Annotated in this window: 25 protein-coding genes and 1 tRNA gene; 8 read left to right on the forward strand and 18 right to left on the reverse strand. The window is 68.5% G+C overall.

Annotation, left to right across the window (positions count from 1 at the left end; genetic code table 11):
- Positions 1-58 precede the first annotated feature (58 nt).
- The 4 genes from J7500_RS17205 to J7500_RS17220 form a co-directional block, all read right to left on the reverse strand.
- Positions 59-1,618 carry a trypsin-like peptidase domain-containing protein gene (locus tag J7500_RS17205; protein WP_294063243.1) on the reverse strand — a complete coding sequence of 520 codons (1,560 nt, stop codon included), beginning with the start codon at positions 1,616-1,618 and terminating at the stop codon, positions 59-61.
- 108 nt (positions 1,619-1,726) lie between these two features.
- Positions 1,727-3,250, reverse strand: coding sequence for a hypothetical protein (locus J7500_RS17210; protein WP_294063244.1), 1,524 nt, complete (start codon positions 3,248-3,250; stop codon positions 1,727-1,729).
- Between the two features lie 85 nt (positions 3,251-3,335).
- Complete coding sequence (locus J7500_RS17215) at positions 3,336-5,507, reverse strand: primosomal protein N' (protein ID WP_294063246.1); 2,172 nt, start codon at positions 5,505-5,507, stop codon at positions 3,336-3,338.
- 47 nt (positions 5,508-5,554) lie between these two features.
- Positions 5,555-6,229, reverse strand: coding sequence for a DUF2490 domain-containing protein (locus J7500_RS17220; RefSeq protein WP_294063247.1), 675 nt, complete (start codon positions 6,227-6,229; stop codon positions 5,555-5,557).
- 134 nt (positions 6,230-6,363) lie between these two features.
- Here J7500_RS17220 and J7500_RS17225 point away from each other — a divergent pair, with 134 nt between their 5' ends.
- Positions 6,364-7,128, forward strand: a complete 765-nt coding sequence (locus J7500_RS17225) for an exonuclease domain-containing protein (RefSeq protein ID WP_294063248.1) — start codon at positions 6,364-6,366, stop codon at positions 7,126-7,128.
- On the opposite strand, the gene J7500_RS17230 is transcribed toward J7500_RS17225, so the two are convergent.
- The 5 genes from J7500_RS17230 to J7500_RS17250 are packed head-to-tail and all read right to left on the reverse strand — an operon-like array spanning position 7,125 to position 10,912.
- Entirely contained in the window at positions 7,125-7,610 is a 486-nt protein-coding gene (locus J7500_RS17230; RefSeq protein ID WP_294063249.1) for a DUF1440 domain-containing protein, read from the reverse strand. The two genes, J7500_RS17225 and J7500_RS17230, sit on opposite strands and share 4 nt — an antisense overlap.
- A 20-nt stretch (positions 7,611-7,630) precedes the next feature.
- Positions 7,631-8,518, reverse strand: a complete 888-nt coding sequence (locus J7500_RS17235) for a TraB/GumN family protein (RefSeq protein ID WP_294063250.1) — start codon at positions 8,516-8,518, stop codon at positions 7,631-7,633.
- 47 nt (positions 8,519-8,565) lie between these two features.
- Complete coding sequence (gene fghA / locus J7500_RS17240; RefSeq protein WP_367112991.1) at positions 8,566-9,402, reverse strand: S-formylglutathione hydrolase; 837 nt, start codon at positions 9,400-9,402, stop codon at positions 8,566-8,568.
- Positions 9,402-9,788, reverse strand: a complete 387-nt coding sequence (locus tag J7500_RS17245) for a VOC family protein (protein ID WP_294063254.1) — start codon at positions 9,786-9,788, stop codon at positions 9,402-9,404. Before J7500_RS17245 ends, fghA begins: the two co-directional genes overlap by 1 nt.
- Before the next feature lie 11 nt (positions 9,789-9,799).
- Positions 9,800-10,912 carry an S-(hydroxymethyl)glutathione dehydrogenase/class III alcohol dehydrogenase gene (locus tag J7500_RS17250; RefSeq protein ID WP_294063256.1) on the reverse strand — a complete coding sequence of 371 codons (1,113 nt, stop codon included), beginning with the start codon at positions 10,910-10,912 and terminating at the stop codon, positions 9,800-9,802.
- Positions 10,913-11,026: 114 nt separating this feature from the next.
- On the opposite strand from J7500_RS17250, the gene J7500_RS17255 reads away from it, so the two are divergent.
- From J7500_RS17255 to J7500_RS17265, 3 genes are read left to right on the forward strand one after another with little or no spacing between them, the layout of a single operon-like run.
- Entirely contained in the window at positions 11,027-12,145 is a 1,119-nt protein-coding gene (locus tag J7500_RS17255; protein ID WP_294063257.1) for an 8-amino-7-oxononanoate synthase, read from the forward strand.
- Entirely contained in the window at positions 12,142-12,753 is a 612-nt protein-coding gene (gene bioD / locus J7500_RS17260) for a dethiobiotin synthase (RefSeq protein WP_294063259.1), read from the forward strand. Before J7500_RS17255 ends, bioD begins: the two co-directional genes overlap by 4 nt.
- Positions 12,750-14,024 (forward strand): adenosylmethionine--8-amino-7-oxononanoate transaminase, encoded by a 1,275-nt coding sequence (locus J7500_RS17265; RefSeq protein WP_294063260.1) that lies wholly within the window; start codon positions 12,750-12,752, stop codon positions 14,022-14,024. The genes bioD and J7500_RS17265 overlap by 4 nt, the downstream gene beginning before the upstream one ends.
- An 8-nt stretch (positions 14,025-14,032) precedes the next feature.
- On the opposite strand, the gene J7500_RS17270 is transcribed toward J7500_RS17265, so the two are convergent.
- From J7500_RS17270 to J7500_RS17280, 3 genes are all read right to left on the reverse strand, one after another.
- Positions 14,033-14,107 (reverse strand) — tRNA-Thr (locus tag J7500_RS17270).
- Between the two features lie 205 nt (positions 14,108-14,312).
- Positions 14,313-14,450, reverse strand: a complete 138-nt coding sequence (locus J7500_RS17275; protein ID WP_294063262.1) for a hypothetical protein — start codon at positions 14,448-14,450, stop codon at positions 14,313-14,315.
- Positions 14,432-16,228, reverse strand: a complete 1,797-nt coding sequence (locus J7500_RS17280; RefSeq protein ID WP_294063263.1) for an aminopeptidase P family protein — start codon at positions 16,226-16,228, stop codon at positions 14,432-14,434. Before J7500_RS17280 ends, J7500_RS17275 begins: the two co-directional genes overlap by 19 nt.
- Positions 16,229-16,309: 81 nt before the next feature.
- Between J7500_RS17280 and J7500_RS17285 the strand changes: the two genes are divergently transcribed.
- Positions 16,310-17,371, forward strand: coding sequence for a DSD1 family PLP-dependent enzyme (locus J7500_RS17285; RefSeq protein WP_294063265.1), 1,062 nt, complete (start codon positions 16,310-16,312; stop codon positions 17,369-17,371).
- 58 nt (positions 17,372-17,429) lie between these two features.
- Complete coding sequence (locus tag J7500_RS17290; RefSeq protein WP_294063266.1) at positions 17,430-17,738, forward strand: DUF1488 family protein; 309 nt, start codon at positions 17,430-17,432, stop codon at positions 17,736-17,738.
- 33 nt (positions 17,739-17,771) lie between these two features.
- Here J7500_RS17290 and J7500_RS17295 read toward each other — a convergent pair whose 3' ends face one another.
- On the reverse strand, positions 17,772-18,086 hold the full coding sequence (locus tag J7500_RS17295) for a hypothetical protein (RefSeq protein ID WP_294063267.1): 315 nt from the start codon (positions 18,084-18,086) through the stop codon (positions 17,772-17,774).
- Between the two features lie 129 nt (positions 18,087-18,215).
- Between J7500_RS17295 and J7500_RS17300 the strand changes: the two genes are divergently transcribed.
- Entirely contained in the window at positions 18,216-20,279 is a 2,064-nt protein-coding gene (locus J7500_RS17300; RefSeq protein WP_294063268.1) for a S9 family peptidase, read from the forward strand.
- A 146-nt stretch (positions 20,280-20,425) separates the two neighbouring features.
- Here the strand turns inward: J7500_RS17300 and J7500_RS17305 are convergent, their stop codons facing one another.
- Entirely contained in the window at positions 20,426-20,638 is a 213-nt protein-coding gene (locus tag J7500_RS17305; protein ID WP_294063269.1) for a hypothetical protein, read from the reverse strand.
- Between the two features lie 85 nt (positions 20,639-20,723).
- Between J7500_RS17305 and J7500_RS17310 the strand changes: the two genes are divergently transcribed.
- Entirely contained in the window at positions 20,724-21,212 is a 489-nt protein-coding gene (locus tag J7500_RS17310; protein ID WP_294063270.1) for a thermonuclease family protein, read from the forward strand.
- Here the strand turns inward: J7500_RS17310 and J7500_RS17315 are convergent, their stop codons facing one another.
- The 4 genes from J7500_RS17315 to J7500_RS17330 all read right to left on the reverse strand — a co-directional run bounded on the left by J7500_RS17315 (position 21,213) and on the right by J7500_RS17330 (position 25,817).
- Positions 21,213-21,842: a DUF4893 domain-containing protein gene (locus J7500_RS17315; protein WP_294063271.1), complete on the reverse strand. Its 630-nt coding sequence runs from the start codon at positions 21,840-21,842 to the stop codon at positions 21,213-21,215. It lies immediately after the preceding gene.
- A 355-nt stretch (positions 21,843-22,197) separates the two neighbouring features.
- Positions 22,198-23,046, reverse strand: a complete 849-nt coding sequence (gene aguB, locus J7500_RS17320) for an N-carbamoylputrescine amidase (RefSeq protein ID WP_294063272.1) — start codon at positions 23,044-23,046, stop codon at positions 22,198-22,200.
- A gap of 22 nt (positions 23,047-23,068) precedes the next feature.
- The gene (locus J7500_RS17325) at positions 23,069-24,043 is read right to left on the reverse strand and encodes an agmatine deiminase family protein (protein WP_294063273.1); all 975 of its coding nucleotides are present in this window, start codon (positions 24,041-24,043) and stop codon (positions 23,069-23,071) included.
- A gap of 136 nt (positions 24,044-24,179) precedes the next feature.
- Entirely contained in the window at positions 24,180-25,817 is a 1,638-nt protein-coding gene (locus tag J7500_RS17330; protein ID WP_294063274.1) for a M28 family metallopeptidase, read from the reverse strand.
- Positions 25,818-25,942 lie beyond the last annotated feature (125 nt).

Below are 25,942 nucleotides of genomic sequence, written 5' to 3' on the forward strand. Positions count from 1 at the left end.
TTCACCTCCCCTCCGTTTGAGGGAGGGGAGTACGTCGATTCACTCAGGCGGGTCGCGCTCAGCGCGCCGCAGCGTCCCGCGTATCCGCCGCCGCCGTCGCCGCCGCGGCGGGCTTGCAGCTGTAGACCAGCTTCTCATTGTACACCGTCGGCAGCGCCGCCCGCAGCGCCTGCTGCTGGCTCGCCAGCGCGGCGCGGGCGGCCTGGTCGGCCGAGCAGCTCTTGAGCGGCACCGTCGCGCGGAGCTGGCGGGCGCGGGCCATCTGTTCGGCGGAGAGCAGGAAGCGCGTGTTGGTGTAGGTGCTCGCGACCGGATCGAACTCGAGCACCGAGACCGACTGCTCGTTCTCGGGCACCAGGATCCGCTGCCAGCGCGTCCCCGCTTCGGCATATTGGGTGCGGCCGTTGATGCAGCCGTCGGCGCCGATGTCGAGATCGATCCGGTCCACCGCGGTGACGGTGACGCGGCTGCGCTCCGGCACCAGCGTGCATTGCAGCCTGCCCTGCGCAGCGGCGATCGGCGCGTTGCGTTTCGCGGCGCTGCCGGCGACGGGCACCGGCAACACCTTGGATTCATCGAAGCCCGGGCGGGTGAGGAACACTGCCGCCGCGCCCAGGATCAGCACCACGCCGCCCGCCGCGACCCAGGCCGCCTCGCGCCGCCGGTCGCGCGACAGCAGCAACCCGCCGCCGGCGAGCGCGACGCCGCCGAGCACCAGCATCAGCGCGGCGATCGCCATGCGGTTCTCGCGCGACACTTCGTTGCGCGCACGCGCCTGGGCGATCGCATCGCGGCGCTGGATGTCCGCCTCGGCGGCGGCGATGCGCGCCTGTTCTTCGGCTTCGAGCCGCGCTTTCTCGTCGGCACTGCGCTCGGCCGCCATCTGCTCCTCGACGCTGGTGCAGGGCACGCCGACGGTGGCGACCGGCTGCTTGGCATTGGCGAGGAAGGCGGCGAGCTCGCTGCCGGCGATCGCGAAGGCGAAGGTCGAATCGCCTTCGTCGGCGCGGGTGATCGCCGAGTTGACGCCGAGCACGCGGCCGCAGCGGTCGAGCAGCGGGCCGCCCGAATTGCCCCGCGCGATGCTCGCGGTGTGAAGCAGCACATTGGTGCCCTGCAGCGTGCGCAGCCCGGCGAAACCGCCCTGCGAGCGTACCGGCGATTGCGGCGTGATGAAGTCGGCCGCGGACCGCGCCGTCGCCAGGTCGACATTGCCCGGATAGCCGAGCGCGATCAGCGAATCGCCGTCGCCCGGCGCGCCCGAGAAGAGCGTTAGCGGCGGCAGGCGGACGCCGCTGAACTCGATCAGCGCCAGGTCGCGCTGCTGGTCGATCGCGATCAGCCGGCCCTGGTACGACTTGTCGCCTTCCGAAGGGACGACGCCGATCACGACATTGTCTGGATAGCGGTCGGCGAGCTCGACGACATGCGCGTTGGTGACGATGCGGTTGGGTGCCACCGCGAAGCCGCTGCCGTGGCCGAAGCCGACCACTTCGTCGTCGACCACGGCGATGGTGACGATCCGCACCACGCCGCGCCCGGCCGCGGAGATGTCGTCGGCGCGGGCGGGGGCGGCCCAAGCGAGCACCAGCGCCACGACCATCAGCAACCGACGCATCATCGTCTCTCGACCCCGTTCCGTTGGAGCGCTGCTTTCGGCCAAAAGCGGGAGCGGTTCAACCGGCTGAATACATGTCCGCCGACGGCGGCGGCTGCGGCCTCAGCCTCAGTCCACCGCGCCGTCCTTTGGGGAATCATCCGCGTCGACGACCTTGAGCGCCGCAACCTCGCCGCCGCTGTCGATCGCGGCGACGATCTTCGAGGCATATTCGGCGAGCCCGCCCCCGTGCGGATTGAAGGCGAGCGGCCGCAGCGTCTCGCGCGCATCGGCGACCTTCTTGTCGCGCAGCTGCACCACTGCGGCATTGAGCCTGAGCCCATCATCCTGCGGCGCCAGATTGAACGCCTTGTAGAGCCCCTCGCGCGCCAGCTGCGGCGGCATCGCATGTGCATCCGCGAAGCTGCGATAATAGAGCATCAGCGGCTCGGGGTCCTCCGGGTCGAGCCTGTTCGCGGCGGCGATCGTCCTGCGGATCGCCTTCCAGGTCTCGGGGGACAGGTCCTTGGCCTTCGCCGCCCGCGCCATCTGCGCGCGTGCCTTGTAGCAAAGCGCCTCTACCAGTTTCGGGTCGGCCGCGATGGCGCGATCCGCGGCAGCCTCGGCTTCGGCGAAGTCGCCCGCGTCGAACGCGGCTTCAGCAAGCGCGCGCTGCACGGCGGGATCGTTCGGGAACGGGGCTGCGGCCTTTTTCGCGCGAACATAGACTCGCGGCGCGGTCTCCTCGTTGACGCCAGCCTGCGAGCGGATTCGCACATCCATCATCGCCTCCTGGCCCGGCGAGAGGCGGCGCAGCGTGATCGGCCCGGGCGTGACGACCTTCGCGGCGATCCGCCGGGCGCCGAACCGGCCGCGTGCATAACGGTCCAGCTCGCGGTCGAGGAGGTTCAGATCGCCGAACGCCTGCTTCGCGGCGTCCAGTGCCGATTTGCCGCCGTTGATCGCCTTGAGATAGTCCATTCCCTGATTGCCGCGCTTGCCCTCGATCATCAGATAGTGGGTGAGCAGCCATCCGCGACCGTAGAGCGAATCCATCTGCATGTCGCCGAGCTTTCGCGCGTCGGCGGCGAGCATCCGTTCGGTGGACAGGCTCTGCTGAAAGATCCCGCTGGCGCGATATTGGGGCGGATAGCCGACGACCACGCTTCCATCCTTCTCGAACCGCGTCGTCGCCAGGAATTCGGCGAAGCCTTCGACATACCACGCCGGATAGGCCGCGTGCGGCCAGGTCGTGAACATGAAGTGGTGCGCATATTCATGGAGCAAGATCGCCATGGCACTGAGGTCGGTCTCGTCGGTCCCGGCGCTTCGCGGCACGAACGCCACCGGACCGGTGGCGCGGCCTTCGTAGAAGCCCGCCGCGTTTCGGGACGTCGTCAGCTTCTGGACGTCGGCGATGTCGCCAACGACGTACACCGTTACACGGTTTGCCGGCCCCACGGGTTGGTCGGATACTCCCCAGAGCACGCGCACCGCCTTGTCGAAGCGCTCGAGCTGGTCGGCGAACGCGCGCAGCTTTTCGGGCTTCTGCTCCGAATAGACGACGAAATGCGCCGAGCTCGCCTCGTACCAATCCGCATGTGCGGGCGTCGCAACTAGAACCAGCGCCGCCGCCAAGAGCCTGCGAAACATGCTTAACTTCCCCCTATTGCCCAAGGGGAGGCTAAGTCAGGCGCGGGCGGGTGAATAGAAGAAAATCGACATGCAAGTCCGCAGGTTACACGAAGCTATAGGGATCGACGTCGACCGCGACGCGCACCTTGGCGCTCCATTCGAGAGCGCCCAGCCACTCGCGGATGGCCTGCTGCACGTCGAAGGTGCGGCTGGCGTGGACGAGCAGGCGAAAGCGGTGGCGGCCGCGCAGCATCGCCAGCGGCGCGGGGGCGGGGCCATAGACGTGGACGTCGTCGCCCTTGGGTGCGGCGCGGCCGATCATCCGCGCGGTTTCCTCCGCGGCGGTCTTGTCCTCGCTCGAGACGATGATCGCCGCATAGCGGCCGAAGGGCGGTGCGCCCGCCTCGCGCCGCGCCTCGGTCTCGGCGGCGTAGAAGGCGGCGCTGTCGCCCGAGACCAGTGCCTGCATCACCTGCGCCTCAGGCGCGTGGGTCTGGATGAAGACATGTCCGGGCTTCTCGCCGCGGCCGGCACGCCCCGCCACCTGCATGATCTGCTGGAAGGTGCGTTCGGAGGCACGCAGGTCGCCGCCGTCGAGGCCGAGATCGGCATCGACCACCCCGACGACGGTAAGGTTGGGAAAATGATAGCCCTTGGTGACGAGCTGGGTGCCCACGACGATGTCGATGTCGCCATGCTCCATGCGCTGAACGAACTCGGCGGCCTTGGCGGGAGACCAGAGCGTGTCCGACGTGACGATCGCAGTCCGCGCATCGGGCCACAGCGCCGCGGCTTCGTCGGCGATGCGCTCGACCCCGGGTCCGCAGGCGACGAGCGAATCCTCCTCCTCGCATTCGGGGCAGGCACGCGGGGTCGGGACGGTGTGGCCGCAGTGATGGCAGGTCAGCCGGCGGATCAGCCGGTGCTCGACCATCCACGCCGTGCAGTTGGGGCATTGGAAGCGATGCCCGCAGTGGCGGCAGAGCGTCAGCGGCGCGTAGCCGCGTCTATTGAGAAACAATAGCGACTGTTCGCCGCGCTCCAACGCCGCGTCGATGGCGAGGACTAGGCGGGGCGAGAGCCAGCGGCCGCGCTCGGGCGGCTCCTTGATCAGGTCGATCGCTTCGATGTCGGGAAGCTCGGCGGCGCCGTAGCGGCCTGGCAGCTTGAGCTCGGCATAGCGGCCGAGCTCGACCTGGTGGCGCGTCTCGATCGCGGGCGTGGCCGAGGCGAGGATCACCGGGCATTGCTCGAACAGCCCGCGCATCACCGCCACGTCGCGCGCGTGGTAATGGACGCCGTCCTCCTGCTTGAAGCTGGTCTCGTGCGCCTCGTCGACCACGATCAGCCCCAGGTCGCGATAGGGGAGGAACAGCGCCGAGCGCGCGCCGACGGTCACCATAGCCTCGCCGCGCGAAATGGCGCGCCAGGCGCGGCGGCGCTGTGAGGTGCGCAACCCCGAGTGCCAGGCTACCGGCTCGCAGCCGAAGCGCTGGCTGAAACGCGTGAGGAAGGGCTCGGTGAGCGCGATCTCGGGGAGCAACACCAAAGTCTGCTTGCCCGCGGCGAGTGCGGCCGCGACCGCCTCGAAATAGACCTCCGTCTTCCCCGATCCGGTGACGCCGTCGAGCAGAAAGGGATCGAAGGATTGGCTCTCGACTGCCTCGCGCAGCGTGCGTGCCGCTGCGGCCTGCTCGGCGCTGAGCGCAGGCGGGGCGAAGCCGGGATCGGGGAGCGGATAGGACGTGTCGGTGTCGACGACCACCGATTCGATCGCGCCGGTCTTCACAAGCCCGCGGATCACTGCCTCCGAAACGTCGGCGATCGTCGCCAGCTCGCGCACCAGCCCCTGGCGTTCGCCGATCCGCTCGAGCGCCTGCTCGCGTTGCGGCGTCAGCCGCTCGGGCGCCACGCCGGTGGCGCGATATTCGACGATTGTCGGCGCGCTCTCGAACGCCGCCGTGGATCGCACCGCCATGGCGAGCACGGCCGAGGGCGAGGCGAGATAATAGTCCGCGGTCCATTCGACGAGCCGGCGCACCGATGCCGGGAGCGGCGGCGCGTCCGCCACCGCGATCAGGTTGCGCAGCCGATTGTCGCCGATTTCCTCGGTGGGCATCCTCTCGGGCTCCCACACGACGCCGGCATATTGGCGCGGGCCGATCGGGACGACGACGATCGAGCCGGGCTCGACGTGCATGCCCTGGGGCACCCGATAGTCGAGCGGCCCGAGCGCGGGATGGAGGACGAGGACGCGGGCGCGGTTGCCGGGCATGGACCCCGACATAGCGCCCGGGATTCGCGCCGCAATGGCGCAGCGGCTCAGAAACGGACGGCGAGTCCCAGCGTGGCGGCGTGATCGTTGCGGTCGGGCGCCCCGTTCCGCCCGAAGGTCAGCTGGTTGAGATAACCGATCTCGCCCTCGACATTCTTCATCAGCGCCGTCGAGAGGCCCAGCGAGTTGCGCCAGCGCTCATAGCCCGAGCGCTGGCCCCAGTCGGTCGAATTGAGCGTGATGAAGCTCTCGTGCTGGACGAAGAAGCGCGTCGGCGACCCGCTGGCGAGCGGCACTGCCCAGCGGATGTTGGGGCGCATCCGCAGCCCCATGTCGCTGCCGGTGTTGCGGAACCGCTCCTCGAGCCGGACGCGTGCGGAGAGCGTGCCGCCCGCGATGTTGGGGAAGCTGGCGCTGATCTGCTGGCGTGGGCGATCCTCGATGTTGCTCACCGCGCCGTCGCGGTAGTTCGGCACGCGGATATAGCCGATGCCGATCTTCACGCCCTTGGCGATCTCGTGCGAGACCATGCCGCCGAACTCGACTTCGTAGATGCCGCCCGCCGCATCGCCGGCACGGGTGATCAGTTCCAGCGCCAACTCGGTGTCTGAGCCGAGCGCGGTCGTCGCGGTGACGGTCCCCCAGAGCTGCGCATCGTCCTGCGCTGCCGCGGGGCTGGCGATGGCGACGAGCGCCAGGGCTGCAAGGACGAGGCGAGGCATTCGCGGAATCTCCGAAGATCGGCCTCGCAGGCATGCGCGGCGGCGCGCCGTAACATAAGTGCCACGAGATTGTAACATATCGGAAGTCCCTGAGGGGGCTGGCGTCAGAACGCTTCAGCGCCCACATAGGCGGCATGGCTTCCGCTGCCCGTTCGATCATCCGCGTCATCGATCTCGAAACCACCGGCCAGGCGCCGCCGGTCCATGGCGTGTGCGAGATCGGCTGGCAGGACGTCGCGCTCCAGCCCGATGGGCGCTGGGAATTGGAGGGCGAGGGGGGCAACCGACTCGTCAATCCCGGCCGCCAGATTCCGCCGCTCACCATGGCGGTGCACCATATTCGCGACGAGGACGTCGCCGACGCGCCCTGGTGGCACGACGTCGCGCGCCCGATCCTCGATCCCTGGCCGCGCCGCGTCGCGCTGGCCGCGCACCGGGCGGATTTCGAGCAGCAATATTGCACCGCCTCGCTCACCCGGGGCGCCGACTGGATCTGCACCTGGAAGTGCGCGATGCGGCTATGGCCGAGCTCGCCCGGCTTCTCGAACCAGATGCTGCGCTACTGGCGCAAGCCCGAGGGGATGGTGCACGAGCGCGGCCTGCCCGCGCACCGCGCCTTCCCGGACGCCTATGTGACCGCCCACCATCTGCGCGACATGCTCAACGAAGCGAGCGTCGCGCAGCTGATCGAATGGTCGCGCGAGCCGGGACTGCTGCCGCGCGTCCGCTACGGCCCCGACCGCGGCAAGGAGTGGAGCGAGATCGACGACGATTCGCTCCATGCCTTCCTCGGCGACCGCGACGCCGACATTCGCTACACCGCCGAGCAGGAATATCTCCGCCGCACCGGTCGCCCGGCCGTGCGTCGCGAGCCCGCCCCCCAGGGCGTGCTGCTCTAGCCGCGCTTCCCGGCGATCAGCCAACGGACTCCTTCGAGCACCCAGCCGTAGACCAGGTGCGAGGCGGCGCCATAGGCATGCGTCGCCGCAGGCGTCTCGGTGGGCGCGGGGCCAAGTCCCGCCGCCGGCACCGCGGCTTCGTCGAGCAGCGCGGCGGTCGCGATGCCATAGGCGCTGCCGAAACCCGAACGCGCCTCGGGGTGATATTCGGCGATCACGCCATAGATGCCGCCCAGCACGCCGCCGACCAGATAGTGGACGGCAGTGCCCGCCTGATCGCGGTACGGTTCGGGCACCGGATCGCCGATCACCGCCTCGCTCGCCACGTCGGCGGCCTTGAGCGTGGCGGGATCTTCCTCGTCGCCGTCGTCGGGGAGCAGCTTCTGCGCCTGCGACTGAAAGGCCGCCATCGCCGCCGAGGCGATCAGTCCGGCGGCGACGCCGGCCATGAGGCCCAGCAGGGGTCGGGGTTCGTTGGCCATGGGTGTGGAAGCGCTCGAGCTCAATATTGGATGCGGCTGGACTTCAGCTTGCGCTTGGCGAGCTGCGCCTGGACGCTGTCGGGCCCGGCGAGATGCCCCGCGCCCACCGCGACGAACACGGTGCCGGGCTTGTCGAGTCGCTGCGCGATCCAGTCGGCCCAGCGGGCATTGCGGTCGGCGAGCAGGACCTTTCCGATCTCCGGCGTGTCGCGCATGTCGGCGTTCATCGCGGCGGCAAGCGTGTCCGGATCGCCGCCGGCCCAGCTCGCCACCATCTTGTCGAGCGTCTCGCCCATCTTGGGGAAATCATCGACCGTCGAGGCGAGGAACTTGACCTGGAGCGGCTCGGGAAGCGCGTCGAAATAGCCGAGCTGCTGCTCGGCGGTCTCCAGCCCGGAGATCTTCTTGCCTGCGCTGGTCGCGGCAGCGGAAAGTACGCGTTCGGCCCCGCTCTGGGGATCATAGCCGAGCTTGGGCAGACCCGCGACGGTGAGGACGATCGCGGCGTACCAGGGCTCGAGCCGCTCGACCTTGTCGAGGGGAATGCCCACATCGGCGACGGCCTTCGCAAAGGCGTCGCGCTTGTCGGCCGGCAGCTTCTCGCTGAGAGGCGGCCCCGCGGGGCTCAGCGCCGTCTTCAGGACGATTCCCTGCATCGTCGCCGGATCGGGTTCGACCATCTCGAGCACCAGCTCGTCGCTCTTGTCGAAGGCGGTCTTCACTGCCTCGTCGAACCAGCTCAGACCCGGTTTCAGGACATGGATCGTGCCGAAGAGATAGATGGTCGTGTCGGCATCCTTGACCACCCAAAGCGCCGGATCGGCGTCCTGCACCGCCTGCGCTTGCGCGGAGAGCGGGGCGACGAGCAGCGCGAGCGCGGAGAGGGCACGGGGCAGAAAATGACGCATTCGGGGAAAGCTCCGGGCGGGTGTGCCGATCCGATATAGGGGCGCGCTCAGCGGCCGCCCAGCCGCGCCGCGTGCCAGGCGACATGATCGGCCATGAAGGTTGAGATGAAGTAATAGCTGTGGTCGTAGCCGGGCTGGAGGCGCAGCTCGAGCGGGATGTCCGCCGCGGCGCAGGCCTGCCGCAGCAGATCCGGCCGGAGCTGCTCGGCCAGGAAGGGATCGGCGTCGCCGACATCGACCAGCAGCTCGGGCAAACGCGCGCCGTCCTCGATCAGCGCGACCGCATCATACGCACGCCAGTCCGCGCGGTCGGCGCCCAGATAGCCGGCCAGCGCCTTCTCGCCCCAGGGCACCTGCCCCGGCGCCGCGATCGGCGCGAAGGCGGAGACCGAGCCGAAGCGGCCGGGATTGCGCAGCGCCACGGTGAGCGCGCCGTGGCCGCCCATCGAATGGCCGGTGATGCCCTGCGCACCCATGTCGGCGGGGAAATCGGCGGCGATCAGCGCCGGCAGCTCCTGCTCGACATAGCTGCGCATCCGGAAGTGCGCCGCCCAGGGCGCCTCGGTCGCGTCGACGTAGAAGCCGGCGCCCTGCCCCATGTCGTACGCGGGGTCGTCCGCCACGCCTTCGCCGCGGGGACTCGTGTCGGGTGCGACGAAGATCAGCCCATGCTCGGCGCAGGCGGCGCGATACTCGCCCTTCTCGGTGACGTTGGCATGGGTGCAGGTGAGGCCCGAGAGATACCAGAGCACCGGCAGCTTCGCGCCGGCCGCATGATCGGGCACGAAGACCGAGAAGGTCATGTCGGTGCCCGTCGCGGTCGAGGCGTGGCGGTACACGCCCTGCGTGCCGCCGTGCGCGCGGTTGATGGAGAGGGTCTCGATCATGCCTGCACCCGATGCACCGCGCACAGCTTGTTTCCGGCCGGATCGCGCAGATAGGCCAGGTAGAGCGCGCGGCCGTCGGCCAGGTTGCGCAGGCCCGGCGGATCCTCGCAGCTCGTCCCACCCTGCGCGACGCCGGCGTCGTGCCAGGCATGGATCGCCTCGGGCGAAGGCGCGGCGAAGCCGATCGTCCCGCCGTTGGCCGCACTCGCCGCGCCGTCGTCGATCGGGCGAGTCACCAGGAAGCGCCCTAGGCTGTTCTGATAGACCAGCCGCCCCTTGGCATCGATCACCCCGGGACCGGTGCCGAGCGCGGCGAACACCGCATCGTAGAAGCGCTGCGCCGCCGCGAGATCATCGGTGCCGACGGTGACGTGAGTGAACATGGACGCGCCCTTCAATAGACCACGACGCTGCGGATGCTCTCGCCCGCATGCATCAGGTCGAAGCCCTTGTTGATCTCCTCGAGCTTGAGCACGTGCGTGATCATCGGGTCGATCGCGATCTTGCCGTTCATGTACCAGTCGACGATCTTGGGCACGTCGGTCCGGCCCTTGGCGCCGCCGAAGGCCGTACCCTTCCACACGCGGCCGGTGACGAGCTGGAAGGGACGCGTGGCGATCTCCTTGCCCGCCTCGGCCACGCCGATGATGATGCTCTCGCCCCAGCCGCGATGGCAGCATTCGAGCGCGGTGCGCATCACCTCGGTATTGCCGGTCGCGTCGAAGCTGTAGTCGGCGCCGCCGTCGGTCAGCGCCAGCACCTCGGCGATCACCTCCTCGCGGCTCTTGCCCTTGCCGTTGATGAAATGGGTCATGCCGAACTTGCGGCCCCATTCCTCGCGGTCCGGGTTGATGTCGACTCCGACGATCACGTCCGCGCCGACCATGCGGGCGCCCTGGATCACGTTCAGCCCGATGCCGCCGAGCCCGAACACCACCACCTTCTCGCCCACCTGTACCTTGGCGGTGTTGACCACCGCGCCCACGCCGGTGGTGACGCCGCAGCCGATATAGCAGCTGGTCTGGAACGGCGCGTCCTCGCGGATCTTCGCCACGGCGATCTCGGGCAGCACGGTGAAGTTCGAGAAGGTCGAGCAGCCCATGTAATGGTAGATCGGCTGGCCCTTGTAGCTGAAGCGCGTGGTGCCGTCGGGCATCAGGCCCTTGCCCTGGGTGGCGCGGATCGCAGTGCACAGGTTGGTCTTGCCGCTGAGGCACGACTTACACTGGCGGCATTCGGGCGTGTAGAGCGGGATCACATGGTCGCCCGGCTTCACGCTGGTCACGCCTGGCCCGACCTCGCGCACCACGCCGGCGCCTTCATGGCCGAGCACGCTCGGGAAGATGCCCTCCGAATCGAACCCGTCGAGCGTATAGGCGTCGGTATGGCAGATGCCCGTCGCCATGATCTCGACCAGCACTTCGCCGGCCTTGGGCCCTTCGAGGTCGAGCTCGACGATCTCGAGCGGCTTCTTCGCTTCGAAGGCGACGGCGGCGCGGGTCTTCATGATGGGGCTCCTCGGCTGCGATGACCGGCTAATCGGGGAAGCGGCGGGCGCATGCAAGGCGCATGGCGCGCAGGGCGTTGGCCGATCGGCTGGATTGCGCTTATGGGCGCCGCGATGGCCTATTTCGAAGAGCAGCGGCGCGACCTGGCGGAGCTTGCCGCGCGCACCCGCGCCCGCCGGCTGACCGAGCGGGCAGGGCGCGACTTCTCCTCGAACGACTATCTCGCGCTCGCGGGCAATCCGGCGCTGGCGGCCGCGGTGCGTGCGGCGCTCGACGCAGGCGTGCCGATCGGATCGGGCGGATCGCGGCTGCTGCGCGGCAACCATGCCGAGCATGAGCGGCTAGAGGCCGCCGCGGCGCGCTTCTTCGGGTCGGAAAGCGCGCTCTATTTCTCTACCGGCTATGCTGCCAATGCGGCGCTGCTCTCCACGCTGCCGCAGCGCGGCGACCTGATCGTCTACGACGCGCTGGTCCATGCCAGCGCGCACGAAGGCATGCGGCTGAGCCGCGCCGAGGTGCGCGGCGCGGCGCACAACGATCCCCAGGCATTCGAGGACGCGATTGCGGGCTGGCGGCGCGGGGGCGGCACCGGCCGGGTGTGGATCGCGGTCGAGAGCCTCTATTCGATGGACGGCGACCGCGCGCCGCTCGACGCGCTGGCCGCGATCGCCGACCGGCACGAGGCAGTCCTGCTCGTCGACGAGGCGCATGCCACCGGCGTGTTCGGACCCGAAGGACGCGGGCTGGCGGCGGGGCTCGCCGGCCGCGAAAATCTGATCACGCTGCACACCTGCGGCAAGGCCCTGGGATGCGAAGGCGCGCTGCTGTGCGCGCCGCGCGTGGTGCGCGACTTCCTGGTCAATCGCGGGCGCGCGTTCATCTTCTCGACCGCGCCCTCGCCGCTGATGGCGGTGGCGGTCGAGGCGGCGCTGGGGCTGATCGCCGAGCCCGAGCGGCGGGCGCGGCTGCACGCGCTGATCGAGCGGGCGCAGGCACTGCTGGCGCCGCTGGGCGTGACCGCGACCGGCTCGCAGATCCTGCCGCTGGTGCTGGGCGACGACGCGCGGACCATGGCGATGGCGGCCGATCTACAACGGCTCGGCTTCGACGTCCGCGGCATCCGTCCGCCGACGGTGCCCGCAGGCACGTCGCGGCTGCGCATCTCGCTGACGCTCAACGTAGGCGAGGCGGACCTCGCCGCGCTCGCCGATGCGCTCCGGAGCCTCGCATGAGGATCGTCGTCACCGGCACCGATACCGATATCGGCAAGACCGTGTTCGCCGCGGGTCTCGCAGGTGCGCTGGGCGCGACCTATTGGAAGCCGGTGCAGAGCGGGCTCGACGGCGGCAGCGATGCCGAGCGGGTCGCTGCACTCTCCGGCGTGCCGGTGCTGCCCGAGGCCTATCGACTGACCACGCCCAACTCGCCGCATCTGGCGGCGGAGATCGACGGCGTGACGATCGATCCGGACCGGCTGGTTCCTCCCGCGATCGATCCGCTGGTGATCGAAGGCGCAGGCGGCGTGCTCGTGCCGGTGACGCGCGAGCTGCTCTATGCCGATCTGTTCGCGCGCTGGCAGCTGCCGACGATACTCGTTGCGCGCACCAGCCTCGGCACGATCAACCACAGCCTGCTCTCGATCGAGGCGCTCCGCGCGCGCCGGGTGCCCATCCTCGGCATCGCTTTTGTCGGCGATGCGAATGCGGATAGCGAGGCGACGATCGCCGCGATCGGCAAGGTTCGCCGGCTGGGGCGGCTGCCGCGGCTCGACTCGCTCGACCCCGTCACGCTTTCCGCCGCATTCGCCCAGGCATTCGACATCACGGATTTCACCGCATGACCTCCCCCGTCTGGCACCCCTTCACCCAGCATGGGCTCGGCGAGCCGATCCCCCAGGTCGTGCGTACCGAGGGCGCGGTACTGCATACGCGCGACGGGCGGCGCTTCGTCGATGCGATCTCGTCCTGGTGGGTGACGACGCACGGCCATTGTAACCCGCGGATCATGGCCGCGATCGCCGCTCAGGCCGCGACCATGGACCAGATCATCTTCGCCGGCTGGACGCACGAGCCCGCCGAGACGCTCGCACGCGAGCTGGTGCGGATCACGCCGGAACCGCTGCAGCACGTCTTCTTCTCCGACAGCGGATCGACCAGCGTCGAGGTCGCGCTCAAGATGGCGCTCGGCTTCTGGGCCAATCGCGGCGAGCCGCGCCACCGCATCGTCGTGATGGAGCATGGTTATCACGGCGACACCATCGGCGGCATGTCGGTCGGCGCGCGCGGCGTTTTCAACCGGCCCTACCAGCCGTTGCTGTTCGACGTGGCGACGATCCCTTTCCCCGAGCCAGGCCATGCCCAGGCAACGCTCGACGCGCTCGAGGCGCATTGCCGCGACGAGCCCGCCGCGCTGCTGGTCGAGCCGCTGGTGCTGGGGGCGGGGGGGATGAAATTCTATCCCGCCAGCCTGCTCGCCGAGATGGCGAAGATCTGCGCGCGGCACGGGGTGCTGTTCATCGCCGACGAAGTGATGACCGGCTGGGGCCGCACCGGCACGCTGCTGGCGTGCGAGCGCGCGGGCGTGGTGCCCGACATCCTCTGCCTCTCGAAGGGGCTGACCGGTGGCGCGATCCCGCTGGCGGTGACGCTGGCGACCGCGCCGATCTTCGACGCGCATGTCTCGGCCGACCGCGCGCGGATGTTCTTCCACTCGTCGAGCTACACCGCCAATCCGATCGCCTGCGCCGCGGCGAACGCGAACCTGGCGATCTGGCGCGACGAACCGGTGCTCGATCGGATCGCCGATCTCGGCGACCGCCAGCAGGACCGGCTCGACCGGTTGGCCGCGCACGCGCTGATCCGCAACCCGCGCCGGCTGGGCACGATCGTCGCGGCGGAGATCGGCGACGCTCGCTCGACTTATCTCGATTCCATGGGCCCGCGGCTGATAGCGTTCGCCCGCGAGCGCGGCGTGCTGCTCAGGCCGCTGGGTAACACCGTCTATGTGATGCCGCCCTATTGCATCGACGATCCCGATCTCGACGCGATCTACGACGCGATCACTGCATTCGCGGAGCGGGAGCCCCTGATGGGGGACTTATTCGCCTTCTGAGGGAAAAATGGTGCTGCCGGCGAGGATTGAACTCGCGACCTCAGCCTTACCAAGGATGCGCTCTACCACTGAGCTACGGCAGCACTCGGACCGGCTCGGGAGCCGGGCGGGAGGCGCCTATGTGCTTGGGCGTCCCCGATTGTCAACCCGCCTTCGGCCGGTTTATCGCAATCGCATGACCGATGCGGAGAAACAGGCCCGGCTCGCCGAGGCGCTCAGGGCGAATCTCAGGAAGCGCAAGGCGCAGTCCCGAGCGATCGCCGCGAGCGAGCCTCGCGAATCACAGGATCAGATCAGCGAATTGGCCCACAAGGCGAGCGACCCCGCCAAGGCATAGCCCCGTTCCATCAGGGCGTGCGGCCCCTGCAGGTACATCGCCATCGTCACGGCGCCCGCCGCGAACCACATCAGCCGATTGGCGCGCATTTCGCCTCCAGCCATTGCCTGTCATCCTCACTCAGTCGCGTGCCGATCACTTCCAGCACACGCATATGATAGGAATTAATCCAGGCGAGTTCCTGCTTGGTCAACAAATTGGGTTTAATTAGCGTTCGCTCAATCGGCGCGAAGGTGAGCGTCTCGAAGCCGAGCATCGGCTGTTCGGCGCCCGGGATCTCGGCCGGCACGACGAGGACGAGGTTCTCGATCCGGATGCCGTATTCGCCGGCCTTGTAGTAACCCGGCTCGTTCGAGAGGAACATGCCGGCGCGCAGCGGCTCGAGGCTCTGCCCGCCCGGATAGAAGGGCTGGGCGATTCGCTGCGGCCCTTCGTGCACCGACAGATAGGCGCCGACGCCGTGGCCGGTGCCGTGGCCATAGTCGAGGCCGACTTCCCACAGCGGCGCGCGGGCGAAACTGTCGAGTTGGGCCCCGGTCGTGCCGTCGGGGAAAATCGCGGTGGCGATGCCGATATGGCCCTTGAGGACGCGCGTGAAGCGGTCCTTCATCTCGTCGCTCGCCTCGCCTACCGGCATGACGCGCGTCACGTCGGTGGTGCCGGCAGCATACTGGCCGCCCGAATCGACGAGGTAGAGCTGGCCGCGCTCGATGGGCAGGCTCGATTCGTCGGTGACCTTGTAGTGCGGGATCGCGCCGTTGGGGCCCGTCGCCGAGATCGTGTCGAAGCTCAGGTCCTTGAGCGCGCCGGTCTCCTCACGGAATGCACGGAGCTTGTCGGCCGCCGACATTTCGGTGAGCCCGCCCGCGGGCGCGGTCTCCTCGAACCATTTGAGGAAGCGGACCAGCGCGGCGCCGTCGATCGCCTGGGCGGTCTTGTGGCCGGCGATCTCGGCGGGGTTCTTGATTGCCTTGGCGAGAATCACCGGGTCGCGGACCGGGAGCACCTTCGCCCCGCCCGATTCGAGCGCATCGAAGATCGCGGCGACGGCGCTGCCCGGATCGGCGGCGACGCGCTTGCCCGCGAAGGTCTTGAGCGCGGGCGCGAAGGCCGCACGGTCATGGACCCGCACGGCATTGCCCAGATGCTGGCGCACGGCGTCGGTGATCTTCTCCGGCGCCACGAACAGGTCTGCGGTGCCGTCGGCGTTCACGATCGCATAGGCCAGCGCGACCGGCGTGTGCGCAACGTCGTTGCCGCGGATGTTGAATGCCCAGGCAACCGAATCAAGCGCTGCAAGCACCACCGCATCCGCCTTGCGCTCGTGCAGCCAGTCGGCGATCTCGGCGCGCTTGGCGGGCGAGGATTTGCCCGCCGCTTCATCGGGGTGGACGCTGAGTGTCGCAGGGCTGGGCGCAGGACGATCGGCCCAGACCGAGTCGATCGGATTGCTGGTGACCGGAACCAGCTCGGCGCCCTTCTCGGCGAGCGCCTTGCGCGCTTCCTCGACCCAGGCGCGGGTGTGCAGCCACGGATCATAGCCGATGCGACCACCATCGGGTGCGTTGGCGCCAAGCCAGGAGGAAACGCTCGTCGCCGGCACCGCGACATAGTCCCAATGGTCCCCCGAGACCTGTTGGCGGACCTGGAGCGTGTAGCGCCCGTCGGTGAAGATCGCCGCGGCTTCCGACAGCACCACCGCCGTGCCCGCCGAGCCCTGGAAGCCGGTGAGCCAGGCGAGGCGCTGGGCATAGGCGCCGACATATTCGCTCATATGCTCGTCGGTGAGCGGCACGACGAAGCCGTCGAGGCGATCCCGCTTGAGCTGTTCGCGAAGGGCATGGAGGCGGTCGGCGTAGCTGGACATAGGCGACTCTTCGGTTGGATTTTGCGGCTGCTTTGCGCCGATATTCGGCAAAAGTCACATGCTGCGCTATGCCCCGGCGCCATGGAGCCACCCTTCCCCCGCAGCGAACTGCCGACACCCGCGCTCGTGCTCGACGTGGCCGCGCTCGACCGCAACATCGTCGCGATGGCCGAATGGGCGCGGGCGCGCGGGCTCGCGCTTCGACCCCACGCCAAGACGCACAAGAGCGCCGAGATCGCGCGGCGGCAGCTCGCCGCGGGCGCGGTCGGCATCTGCTGCGCCAAGCTCGCCGAAGCCGAGGCGCTCGCGGCAGAGAGCATAGCGGACATCCACCTCACTTCGCCGGTGGTGACGCCGGGCGGGATCGCGCGGCTCAAGGCGCTGGCGGAGCGCATCCGGCTCTCGGTGGTCGCGGACCACCCGGACAATGTGCGGGCGCTGGCGGGCGCGAATGCCACGATCTTCATCGACGTCGATCCGGGCAAACATCGCACCGGCGTGACCTCGCCCGACGCAGCGGTGGCGCTGGCCGAGGCAACCGCATCGGCCGGACTGCGTCTCGGCGGGGTACAATATTATTGCGGGTCCGAGCAGCATATCGCGACGCTTGACGGGCGGCGCGCGGCGATCGCCGAGAAGACCGACTATCTACGCACCGTGCTCGCGGCGCTGGCGGCGGCGGGGCACGCGGTGCCGTTGGTGACCGGCGGCGGCACCGGGAGCTTCGCGATCGACGCCGAACTGGGCGTGCTCACCGAGCTGCAGGTCGGCAGCTACGTCTTCATGGACCGCGAATATCGCGACTGCGAGCTGGCCGGACCGGTGTTCGAGCAGGCGCTGTTCGTCGATGCGAGCGTGATCAGCGTCAACACACCCGGCATGGTGACGATCGACGCGGGGCTCAAGGCCTTCGCGACCGACGCGGGCGTGCCGGTGCCCATCGGGGGCTGCCTGCGCTACGCCTTCATGGGCGACGAGCAAGGCGCGCTGATCGGCGAGGTGCTGCCCGGCCTCGCGGCGGGCGTGACGCTGATGCCGCCCCACTGCGATCCCACCGTCAACCTCTACGACCATTATTGGATCGTCGATGGCGATCAGGTGATCGGCCGCTGGTCGGTGACCGCGCGCGGCTGCTCGACCTGATCGGAACCGCTGCGGTCCCCCGGCGCTTGGACTTCGAACGGACAAAGAGGAGGCGCGGATGGCCGAGGACCGAGTGACGATCGATTGGACTACGCTGCTCGACAATATCGGCGATCGGCAAGTGGAGTTCAGCGGGGAGGCGAGCGGCGAGCGCTACGACTTCGCCGTGCAATATGACGTGCTCGAGGCGCTGAGCGCGCAGGCCCCGGACGGCGACGCAGTGGCGCTGGCGCAGCGGCATCGCGACGAACTCGAAAAGGCGGCGGGGAGGGCGCTCGCGCGCTTCGACGGGATCGGGCGGACGATCGTCAGCGGGAACGATCTGGATCAGGCCTGGCCGGCCGGGCGGCCGCATCTGGCGAGGTGATCCTCCCCCCGGCGAGGGGAGGATCCAAAGGCGTCAGCGACAGCGGCGGTTCGCCGTGATCGTGCGGTCAATCGCCCGGCCGCCGAGTGCGCCGCCGACACCGCCGACGACATTGCCCAGCAGTCCGCCGCCGACGATGGCGGGGCCCGCGACCGCACCGATCACGCCGCCGGCGATCAGGCCGGTGTGTCCGGGCGAATAGCGGCATTTCTTGCGATGGTGGACATAGGTCCGGCCCTTGTAGGTCCTGGCCTTGTGCGTCCGGGTCTGCGCCGCGGCCGACTGGACCGGCACCGCGACCGGGGCGACGAGCGCAAAGGCGCTCAGCACGGCAATCGTCTTGCGCATTTCCATTCTCCTGCGCTTGCATCTGGCGAAAGAACCGGTGCGTCGGGCGCAAGTTGCATGAACTGGAAACAACAACGCGTTCATCCCGCGGGCATTCGACAAGGGCGTTCGCTGGAGTAAGGGGAGGGGATGAACGACCTTCCCAAGCCACCTGTCGCGGCCACCCGCCCGCACCGCACCGTTCACCACAATATCGCGATCGACGATCCCTGGGCCTGGCTCAAGGACCCCGCCTATCCCGAAGTGAAGGACAAGGACGTCCTCGCCTATCTGGAGGCCGAGAACGCCTATTTCGACGCCGTGATGGCGCCGATGAAGCCGCTCTCGAGTTGGCTGTTCACCGAGATGCGCGGACGGATCAAGGAAGACGAATCGACGGTGCCGCAGAAGGACGGCGACTGGCTCTACTGGACCGACTACGAAGTGGGTGGCGAATATCCGCGCTGGTGGCGCAAGCCCGTCGCCGGCGGCGAGGACCAGCTGATCCTGAACGAGCCCGCGCTGGCCGAGGGCAAGGAATATTTCCGCCTCGGCGCGCTCAGCGTCAGCCCCGACGGGCGCTGGCTCGCCTATGCCGTCGACGACAATGGCTCCGAGCGCTTCGAAGTGCGAGTGAAGGACCTGGAGACCGGCGAACTGCTCCCGGACACCATCCCCGGCATGCTCTCCGAGATCGTCTGGACGGCGGATTCGAAGGGATTCCTATACGGCGTCGCCAATGAGAATTGGCGCACCGACAATGCGCGCTGGCACAAGCTCGGCGAGCCGGTGGAGCAGGACGTCGAGCTCTATCGCGAGGCCGACGAAGGCTATCGCGTCTCGGTGGGCGAGACGAGCTCGCGCGAATGGCTGGTGATCGGCACCGGTGACCATGTGACCAGCGAAGTCTATCTGCTCCCCGCCGACGACCCGACCGCGCCCCTGCTCTGCGTGTCGCCGCGCAAGCCCGGTCGCGAATATGACGTCGACGAGCATGACGGCACGCTGTTCATCCATACCAACGACATCGATCCGCAGTTCCGGCTGGTGACCGCTAGCATCGAGAACCCCGGCGAATGGACCGAGCGGATCGGTCCTTCGACGCATTTCTATATGACCGGCGTGACCTGCTTCGCCGACTTCTTCGTGGTGGAGGGGCGCGACGACGGGCTCGATCAGATCGAGCTCCGCCGCTACGATCCCGCCATCGCCCCGGTGCGGCTCAAATTCCCCGAGCCGAGCTATGTCGCGGGGCTGGGCGACAATCCCGAGTACGAGGTGGCCAAGCTACGCATCGGCTATGAGTCGATGGTCACGCCGGGGACGGTCTACGACTATGACGTCGCCACCGGCGAGCTCGAGACGCTCAAGGTCCAGGAGATCCCGAGCGGCTATGACGCAGGCAAGTACAGCACCGAACGGCTGAGCATCACCGCGCGCGACGGGACGCAGGTGCCCGTCTCGATCGTCTACCCGAAGGACTTTCCGCGTGACGGCAGCGGCAAGCTCTATCTCTATGCCTATGGCGCCTATGGCTATGCGATCCCGCCGGGCTTCTCGACCAGCCGCATGTCGTTCCTCGATCGCGGCATGGCCTTCGCCATCGCGCACATCCGCGGCGGCGACGATCTCGGCCAGCAATGGTATCTCGACGGCAAGCTCGAGAAGCGCGCCAACACCTTCAACGACTTCGTCGACGTGGCGAAGGGACTGATTGAGCGCGGCTTCACGCACAAGGGCGGCATCGCCATCGCCGGGCGCTCGGCGGGCGGCGAGCTGATGGGCGCAGTGGTCAACTCCGACCCCGATCTATGGGGCGCCGTGGTCGCCGACGTGCCCTTTGTCGACGTGCTCAACACCATGCTCGACGAGAGCCTGCCGCTCACTCCCGGCGAATGGCCCGAATGGGGCAACCCGATCGAGGACCCCAAGGCGTTCGATCTGATCCGCTCGTACAGCCCGTACGACAATGTGAAGGCGCAGGCCTATCCGCCCATGTTCATCTCGGGCGGGCTCAACGATCCGCGCGTGACCTATTGGGAGCCCGCCAAATGGGCGGCCAAGCTGCGCGCGACCAAGACCGACGACAATGTGCTGGTGCTCAAGACCAACATGGGCGCCGGGCATGGCGGAAAGTCGGGGCGCTGGGAGAGTCTGAAGGAATCCGCCGACGAGATGGCGTTCGTGCTGTGGCAGCTGGGGATGCGGGAGTAGCCCTTCGGCGACAGTCCTCCCCGAAAGGGGAGGTGGCATGCGAAGCATGGCGGAAGGGGAAGATGCGTGAGCGATAGCGGCCTGCTTCCTCCCCCTCCACCGCCTTCGGCGCCACCTCCCCGTGGCGACCGAAGATTGGTTGTCGCCTAGGTCCCCACTCCCTTCCCCCGTGCCCCCGCCGCGCGTTCGACCAACCGCGTCTCGCGGGCGCATTGGTGGCAGAAGGCGAAGTCGAACACGTCGCTGAGCGTCCAGCATTGGCGCTCGATGTTCCATTCGGCCCAGGCGTCGCGGGTAACGGCGAGGCCGCCGCAGCGCGCGCAGCCATATTCGATGGGGGAAGAGGGCTTGTCTGCCATCGGCGCAGCCTAGCGCCTGCCTCGTCCGATCCGGAGACAAGCTGGTCCGGATCGGATCAATAGGCTAGGGCCGCCGTAGTTTCGTATGCGTACCCGTTTTGCGTTCCGTTCCTCGCGCCCTTCGCGGCGCTTTCGCAGTCTGTGGCTGGCAGCGCTCGGCGGCATGATCGCCGCGGGGACGAGCCTGACGCTGCCCGATCTCTCCAAGCGCGCCGCCGCGGCAGAGGTGCACGCGACCTTCGGGCTCTGCCCCACCGGAAGCGGGAGGAACTGCGTGGTCGATGGCGACACCTTTCGCTTGGCGGGCGAGCGCATCCGCGTCGCCGACATCGATGCGCCCGAGACACATCCGCCGCGCTGCGCCAGGGAGGCGCGGCTGGGCGCGGCGGCGACGCATCGGCTGCGCGCGCTGCTCAACCAGGGGCCGGTGACGCTCGAGCGCGCCGACCGCGACACCGATCGCTATGGCCGCAAGCTCCGCATCGTCACGCGCAACGGCAAGTCGCTCGGCGACAGGCTGGTCGAAGAGGGGCTCGCGCGCCGCTGGCAGGGCGCACGGCGACCCTGGTGCTGATCAGCTCTTGGGCTGCTGGTCCGGCGGAACGGGGGTGAGCTCGTAGATCTGCACCTGGCCCGCGTCGCCCGGAACCGCGAGCCGCCAGCGGAAGCCGCCGACACGCTCGGCCACGCCCACCAGGTCGCGCGCCGGATCGGTGCCATAGCCGAGCGAATTGTCACCGGGCTTGCTCTGCCGCGCGCCCAGGAACACGTAGCGCTTGCCGTCGGGATAGAGATAGCCCGCGGCCGGATCGCCGCCGGTCTGCTTGACGAAGGCGAAACCCTGATCGGTCGCATCGACATGGCAATAGCCGGAGGGAGACGCCAGCACGCTCGCTGCGCGCGTGGCCTGGCGCAGCCTCAGCACTCGGCAGCGATAGGAGCCCGGCGTGAGCGCGGGCGAATCCAGTGCGGCGGAGGGATCGACAAGCTTGCCCTGTGCGACCCGCACGCGCGGCGGCAGCTTTCCGTGAAGCCCCGTCCAGCTCGCCTGGAGTCCATTGAGGCGAAGGCTGTCCTCGGGCGTTATCGTCGCCTTCCACACGGGCTGCGCTTCCGCCACGCCCGCGCCGGTGGCGTCGAGTGTTACTTGGGCGCGCTCACGGCCGCCACAGGCGGCGAGCAACGCGCAAAGGCTTAGCGTCAAGATGCGCCGATACACTGGCCACCCCCCGTTTGCGTTGGCATTCCGGATGGCTTGGAAGGTGCCGCAGAGTGGTTAACGAAAAGTAAATTTTCTATTGCGGCGCGGTGAAACGCAGGCCGAAGCGCCCAGCCGTTGCGCTGTATAGACGAGGCGCGGAACTTAAGCGCAGAGGGGCCATCCCATGGACAGGCCGGCGCCGCATCTCCCCCCGGTACGCTGGAGGCCCCGACGGCGCCGGCAAATGGTAAATGCGCCCGTCGCCATTTTGTTGCAATGCAGCAAAATGCAATGCGCAGAAAATCCGCAGCTGTTGCTTGATCGCAACGGTATCTGAGGCTGAGCGGCCGGTTCGGGCTCAGATGTCCTCGACCAGCCGTCCGTAGAGCTCGGGCCGCCGGTCGCGGAAGAAGCCGAAGGCGGCGCGGTGGCGCTTGACGCGCTCGAGATCGAGCGTCGCGGTGATCACGCCGGTCTCCTCCCGATCGAGCTCGGCAAGGATGTCGCCGCGCTCGTCGGTGATGAAGCTGGTGCCGTAGAAGGTCTGGCCATGCTCGGTGCCAACGCGGTTGGCGGCGACGACCGGCACGACGTTCGATACGGCATGGCCCACCATCGCCCGCCGCCAAAGCCGGGCGGTGTCGAGGCTGTCGTCATGCGGCTCGCTGCCGATTGCCGTGGGGTAGAAGAGGATCTCGGCGCCCATCAGCATCAGCGCACGCGCGGTCTCGGGATACCATTGGTCCCAGCAGACGCCGACGCCGATCCGCGCGCCTGGCCCGTTCCACACCTTGAAGCCGGTGTTGCCGGGGCGGAAATAGAATTTCTCCTCATAGCCCGGTCCGTCGGGAATGTGGCTCTTGCGATAGACGCCCTCGATCCGCCCGTCGGGGCCGATCATCGCCAGGCTGTTGTAATAATGCGGCCCGTCCGCCTCGAAGAAGCTCGTCGGGATATGGATGCCCAGGTCCGAGGCGAGGTGCTGCATCGCCAGCACCGCCTTATGCTCCGCCACCGGCTTGGCGTTGGCGAACAGGCTCTCGTCCTCGACGCGGCAGAAATATTCGCCTTCGAACAGCTCGGGCGGCAGCACCACCTGCGCGCCGCGGCCCGCGGCCTCGCGGACCATCTCGGACACCGCCTTGATGTTGGCGTCGATGTCGTTGGTGAAGGCGAGCTGGAGCGCGCCGACGGTGATCTGGGTCATCGCAATCCCTGAATGATTGGCCTCAGCGGCTCGGAATCTGCTGGCTGATGCAGTGGAAGCTGCCGCCGCCGGTCAAGATATGGTCGGCGCGCATGCCTGCAACCTTGCGGCCTGGAAACAATGCCTCCAGCGCGGCGACCGCGGCATCGTCGTTGGGCTGGCCGTAGAGCGGCACCACTACGGCGGCATTGCCGATGTAGAAGTTCATGTACGACGCCGGGATGACCTGCTCGTCCTCGTCGAGCACGCGGCCGGGCGAGGGCATGCGCACCACTTCGACGCCGGCCGCGCGGGCGCGATCGGCGGCGTCCTGGTAGATGCGCCAATTGGGGTCGTTCTCGGCAGGCTCGGGGATCAGCAGCCGGTTCTCGCCCACGAAGCGCGCGAGATTGTCGACATGGCCGTCGGTATGGTCGTTGAGCAGCCCGTCGCCGAGCCACAGGATGCGAGTGAGCCCCAGGTCGGCGGCGAGGCGCGCCTCGACCTGGGTGCGCCCGAGCGCGGGGTTGCGGTTGGGGTTGAGCAGGCATTGCTCGGTGGTGACCGCCAGGCCGGTGCCGTCGCCGTCGATCGCGCCGCCCTCGAGGATCCAGTCGTGATCCTCGACGTCGAGCCCGCGGCCGCGCGCCAGGCGCAGCCCGACGTCGTCGTCGCCTTCAAGGTCGTACTTCCCGCCCCAGCCGTTGAAGCCGAAGTCGTGCGCCACGCCCGTGCCGTCGAGGATCGGGCCGGTGTCGCGCAGCCAGATGTCACCGAACGGCTCGACGACCACTTCGGCGACGTCACCCGCGATTTCGCGCGCCGCGGCGGCGGCTTCCGCATCGGCGGCGACCAGGATCACGCGCTCGCCGCGTCCGTCGGCATGCACTGCGCGGACAAAGGCGGCGACTTCCTCGCGCGCGGGTTCGAGGTCCTCGAGCCACAACTCGGGGTGGCTGGGAAAGCCGATCCAGACCGCGTCGTGCGGCGCCCATTCGGGGGGAGGGGGGAGAATCATGGAGGCCTCCTAACCGATCCGCCCGGTCAGGGGGAGAGGGGGTGCTCACCGTCACCCCCGCGAAGGCGCGGGCCCAGAGCCACGGCCGTGTCGCTTGCCGCTTCTGGGTCCCGCCTTCGCCGGGATGACGGTCGAGTTACTTCGCCGCGGCGCGGCTCTTGTCGCGCACCGCCCGGAATTCGGCGTTCGCGTACCAGTTGGGCCAACTCGATCCCTCGGCCAGCTGGCGTCCGAGCGTGTAGAAGATCTGCAGATCCTCGGCCGCGCCCTCCCAGTTCCAGCTCTCCGAATATTCGTCCTGAGGCTTGTGGTAGCGGTGCGTGACATAATCGTCCGCCGCCTTGGCGCCGGCCTCGCGCCCGCCGACGCGATAGTCCTCGCCGCTCTCGCCATAGAGCATCGGCACGCCGAGCTTGGCGAAGCTGAAATGGTCGGAGCGGTAGTAATAGCCCTTCTCGGGCGTCGGCTCGGGGACGATCACGCGGTCCTGGGCCGCGACGATAGGCTTCACCAGATCCTCGAGCTCGGACTTGCCGACGCCGATCAGCACGAAGTCCTTGGCACGGCCGACGTTGTTCACTCCGTCCATGTTCACCCCGCCCACCGTCTTGGCGAGCGGGAACACCGGGTTCTCCGCGTAGAATTTGGAGCCCAGCAGCCCCGATTCCTCGGCAGTGACCGACAGGAACACCAGGCTGCGCTTCGCGGGGCCTGCCTTGGCATGCGCCTCGGCGAGCGCGACCAGTCCGGCTGTGCCCGATGCATTGTCGAGCGCGCCGTTGCAGATGTCGTCGCCGTCCACGGGATCGCAGCGGCCGAGATGGTCCCAATGCGCCGAATAGAGGACATATTCGTCGGGCCGCTCGCTGCCGGGCAGCACGCCGATCACGTTCTTGCTGGCCTGGCGCTTGATGGCGCTGTCGAACGAGATATTGGCCTTCACGCCGAGCGGCACGGCCTTGAAGCCCTTCTGCCGGGCCGCGGCGATCAGCGCGGCGTAATCCTTGCCCGCGCTGGCGAACAGCGCCTTGGCCGCGTCCTGCTGGATCCAGCCGATCGCCTTCGACTGGTCCATATGGTCGCCCGGCGTGTCCTGCTCGAGCTGCGGGCCGGTCCAGCTCGACTGGACCACGCCCCAGCCATAGGCGGCGGGCTCGGTATCGTGGATGATGATCGCCGCCGCGGCACCCTGGCGCGCGGCTTCCTCATATTTGTAGGTCCAGCGGCCGTAATAGGTCATCGCGCGTCCGCCGAACGGGCCGTCGAGCTTCGGGTTCGGCCAGTCGGGGTCATTGATCAGGATGACGACCGTCTTCCCCTTCACGTCGACGCCGGCATAGTCGTTCCAGCCGCGCTCGGGCGCGTTGATGCCATAGCCGACGAAGACGACGTCGCTGTCCTTCACCTCGGTGCGCGGCGTGACCTGGTAGGTCGCGATCACCATGTCCTTGCGATAATCGAGGCTGACCGGGGTCTTGCCGCCGGTGAAGGTGAGCGGGCTGACGTTGCTCGCGGTCAGCTCGACCAGCGGCACGTCCTGGAACCAGCTTCCCTTGTTGCCCGGCTTGAGCCCCGCCTTCTGGAAGCGTTCGACAAGATATTTGAGCGTCTTCTCCTCGCCCGGCGTGGTCGGCGCGCGGCCTTCGAACTCGTCGGAGGAGAGCGTGCGCGTTACTTCCTTGAGCGTGTCGACCGAAAGCGCGGGCGCCGGGGACGTTTGGGCAGCGGCGGACGTGCTCGCGAGCAGCAGGGCGGCGGTGAGGGCAAGGCGCATGGAAACTCCCCGGATGTGCAATTGCTTCGATCCTGCCAGCGCGCCCGCACGCCCGCAATGGCGGCGCTGCCGATTGCGCTCGTGCTGCGGCTGAGGCAGCAAGGTTGCTGACAAGGGCAGGGGAG

Source organism: Sphingomonas sp. (assembly GCF_017744835.1).
GTDB lineage: Bacteria > Pseudomonadota > Alphaproteobacteria > Sphingomonadales > Sphingomonadaceae > Sphingomonas.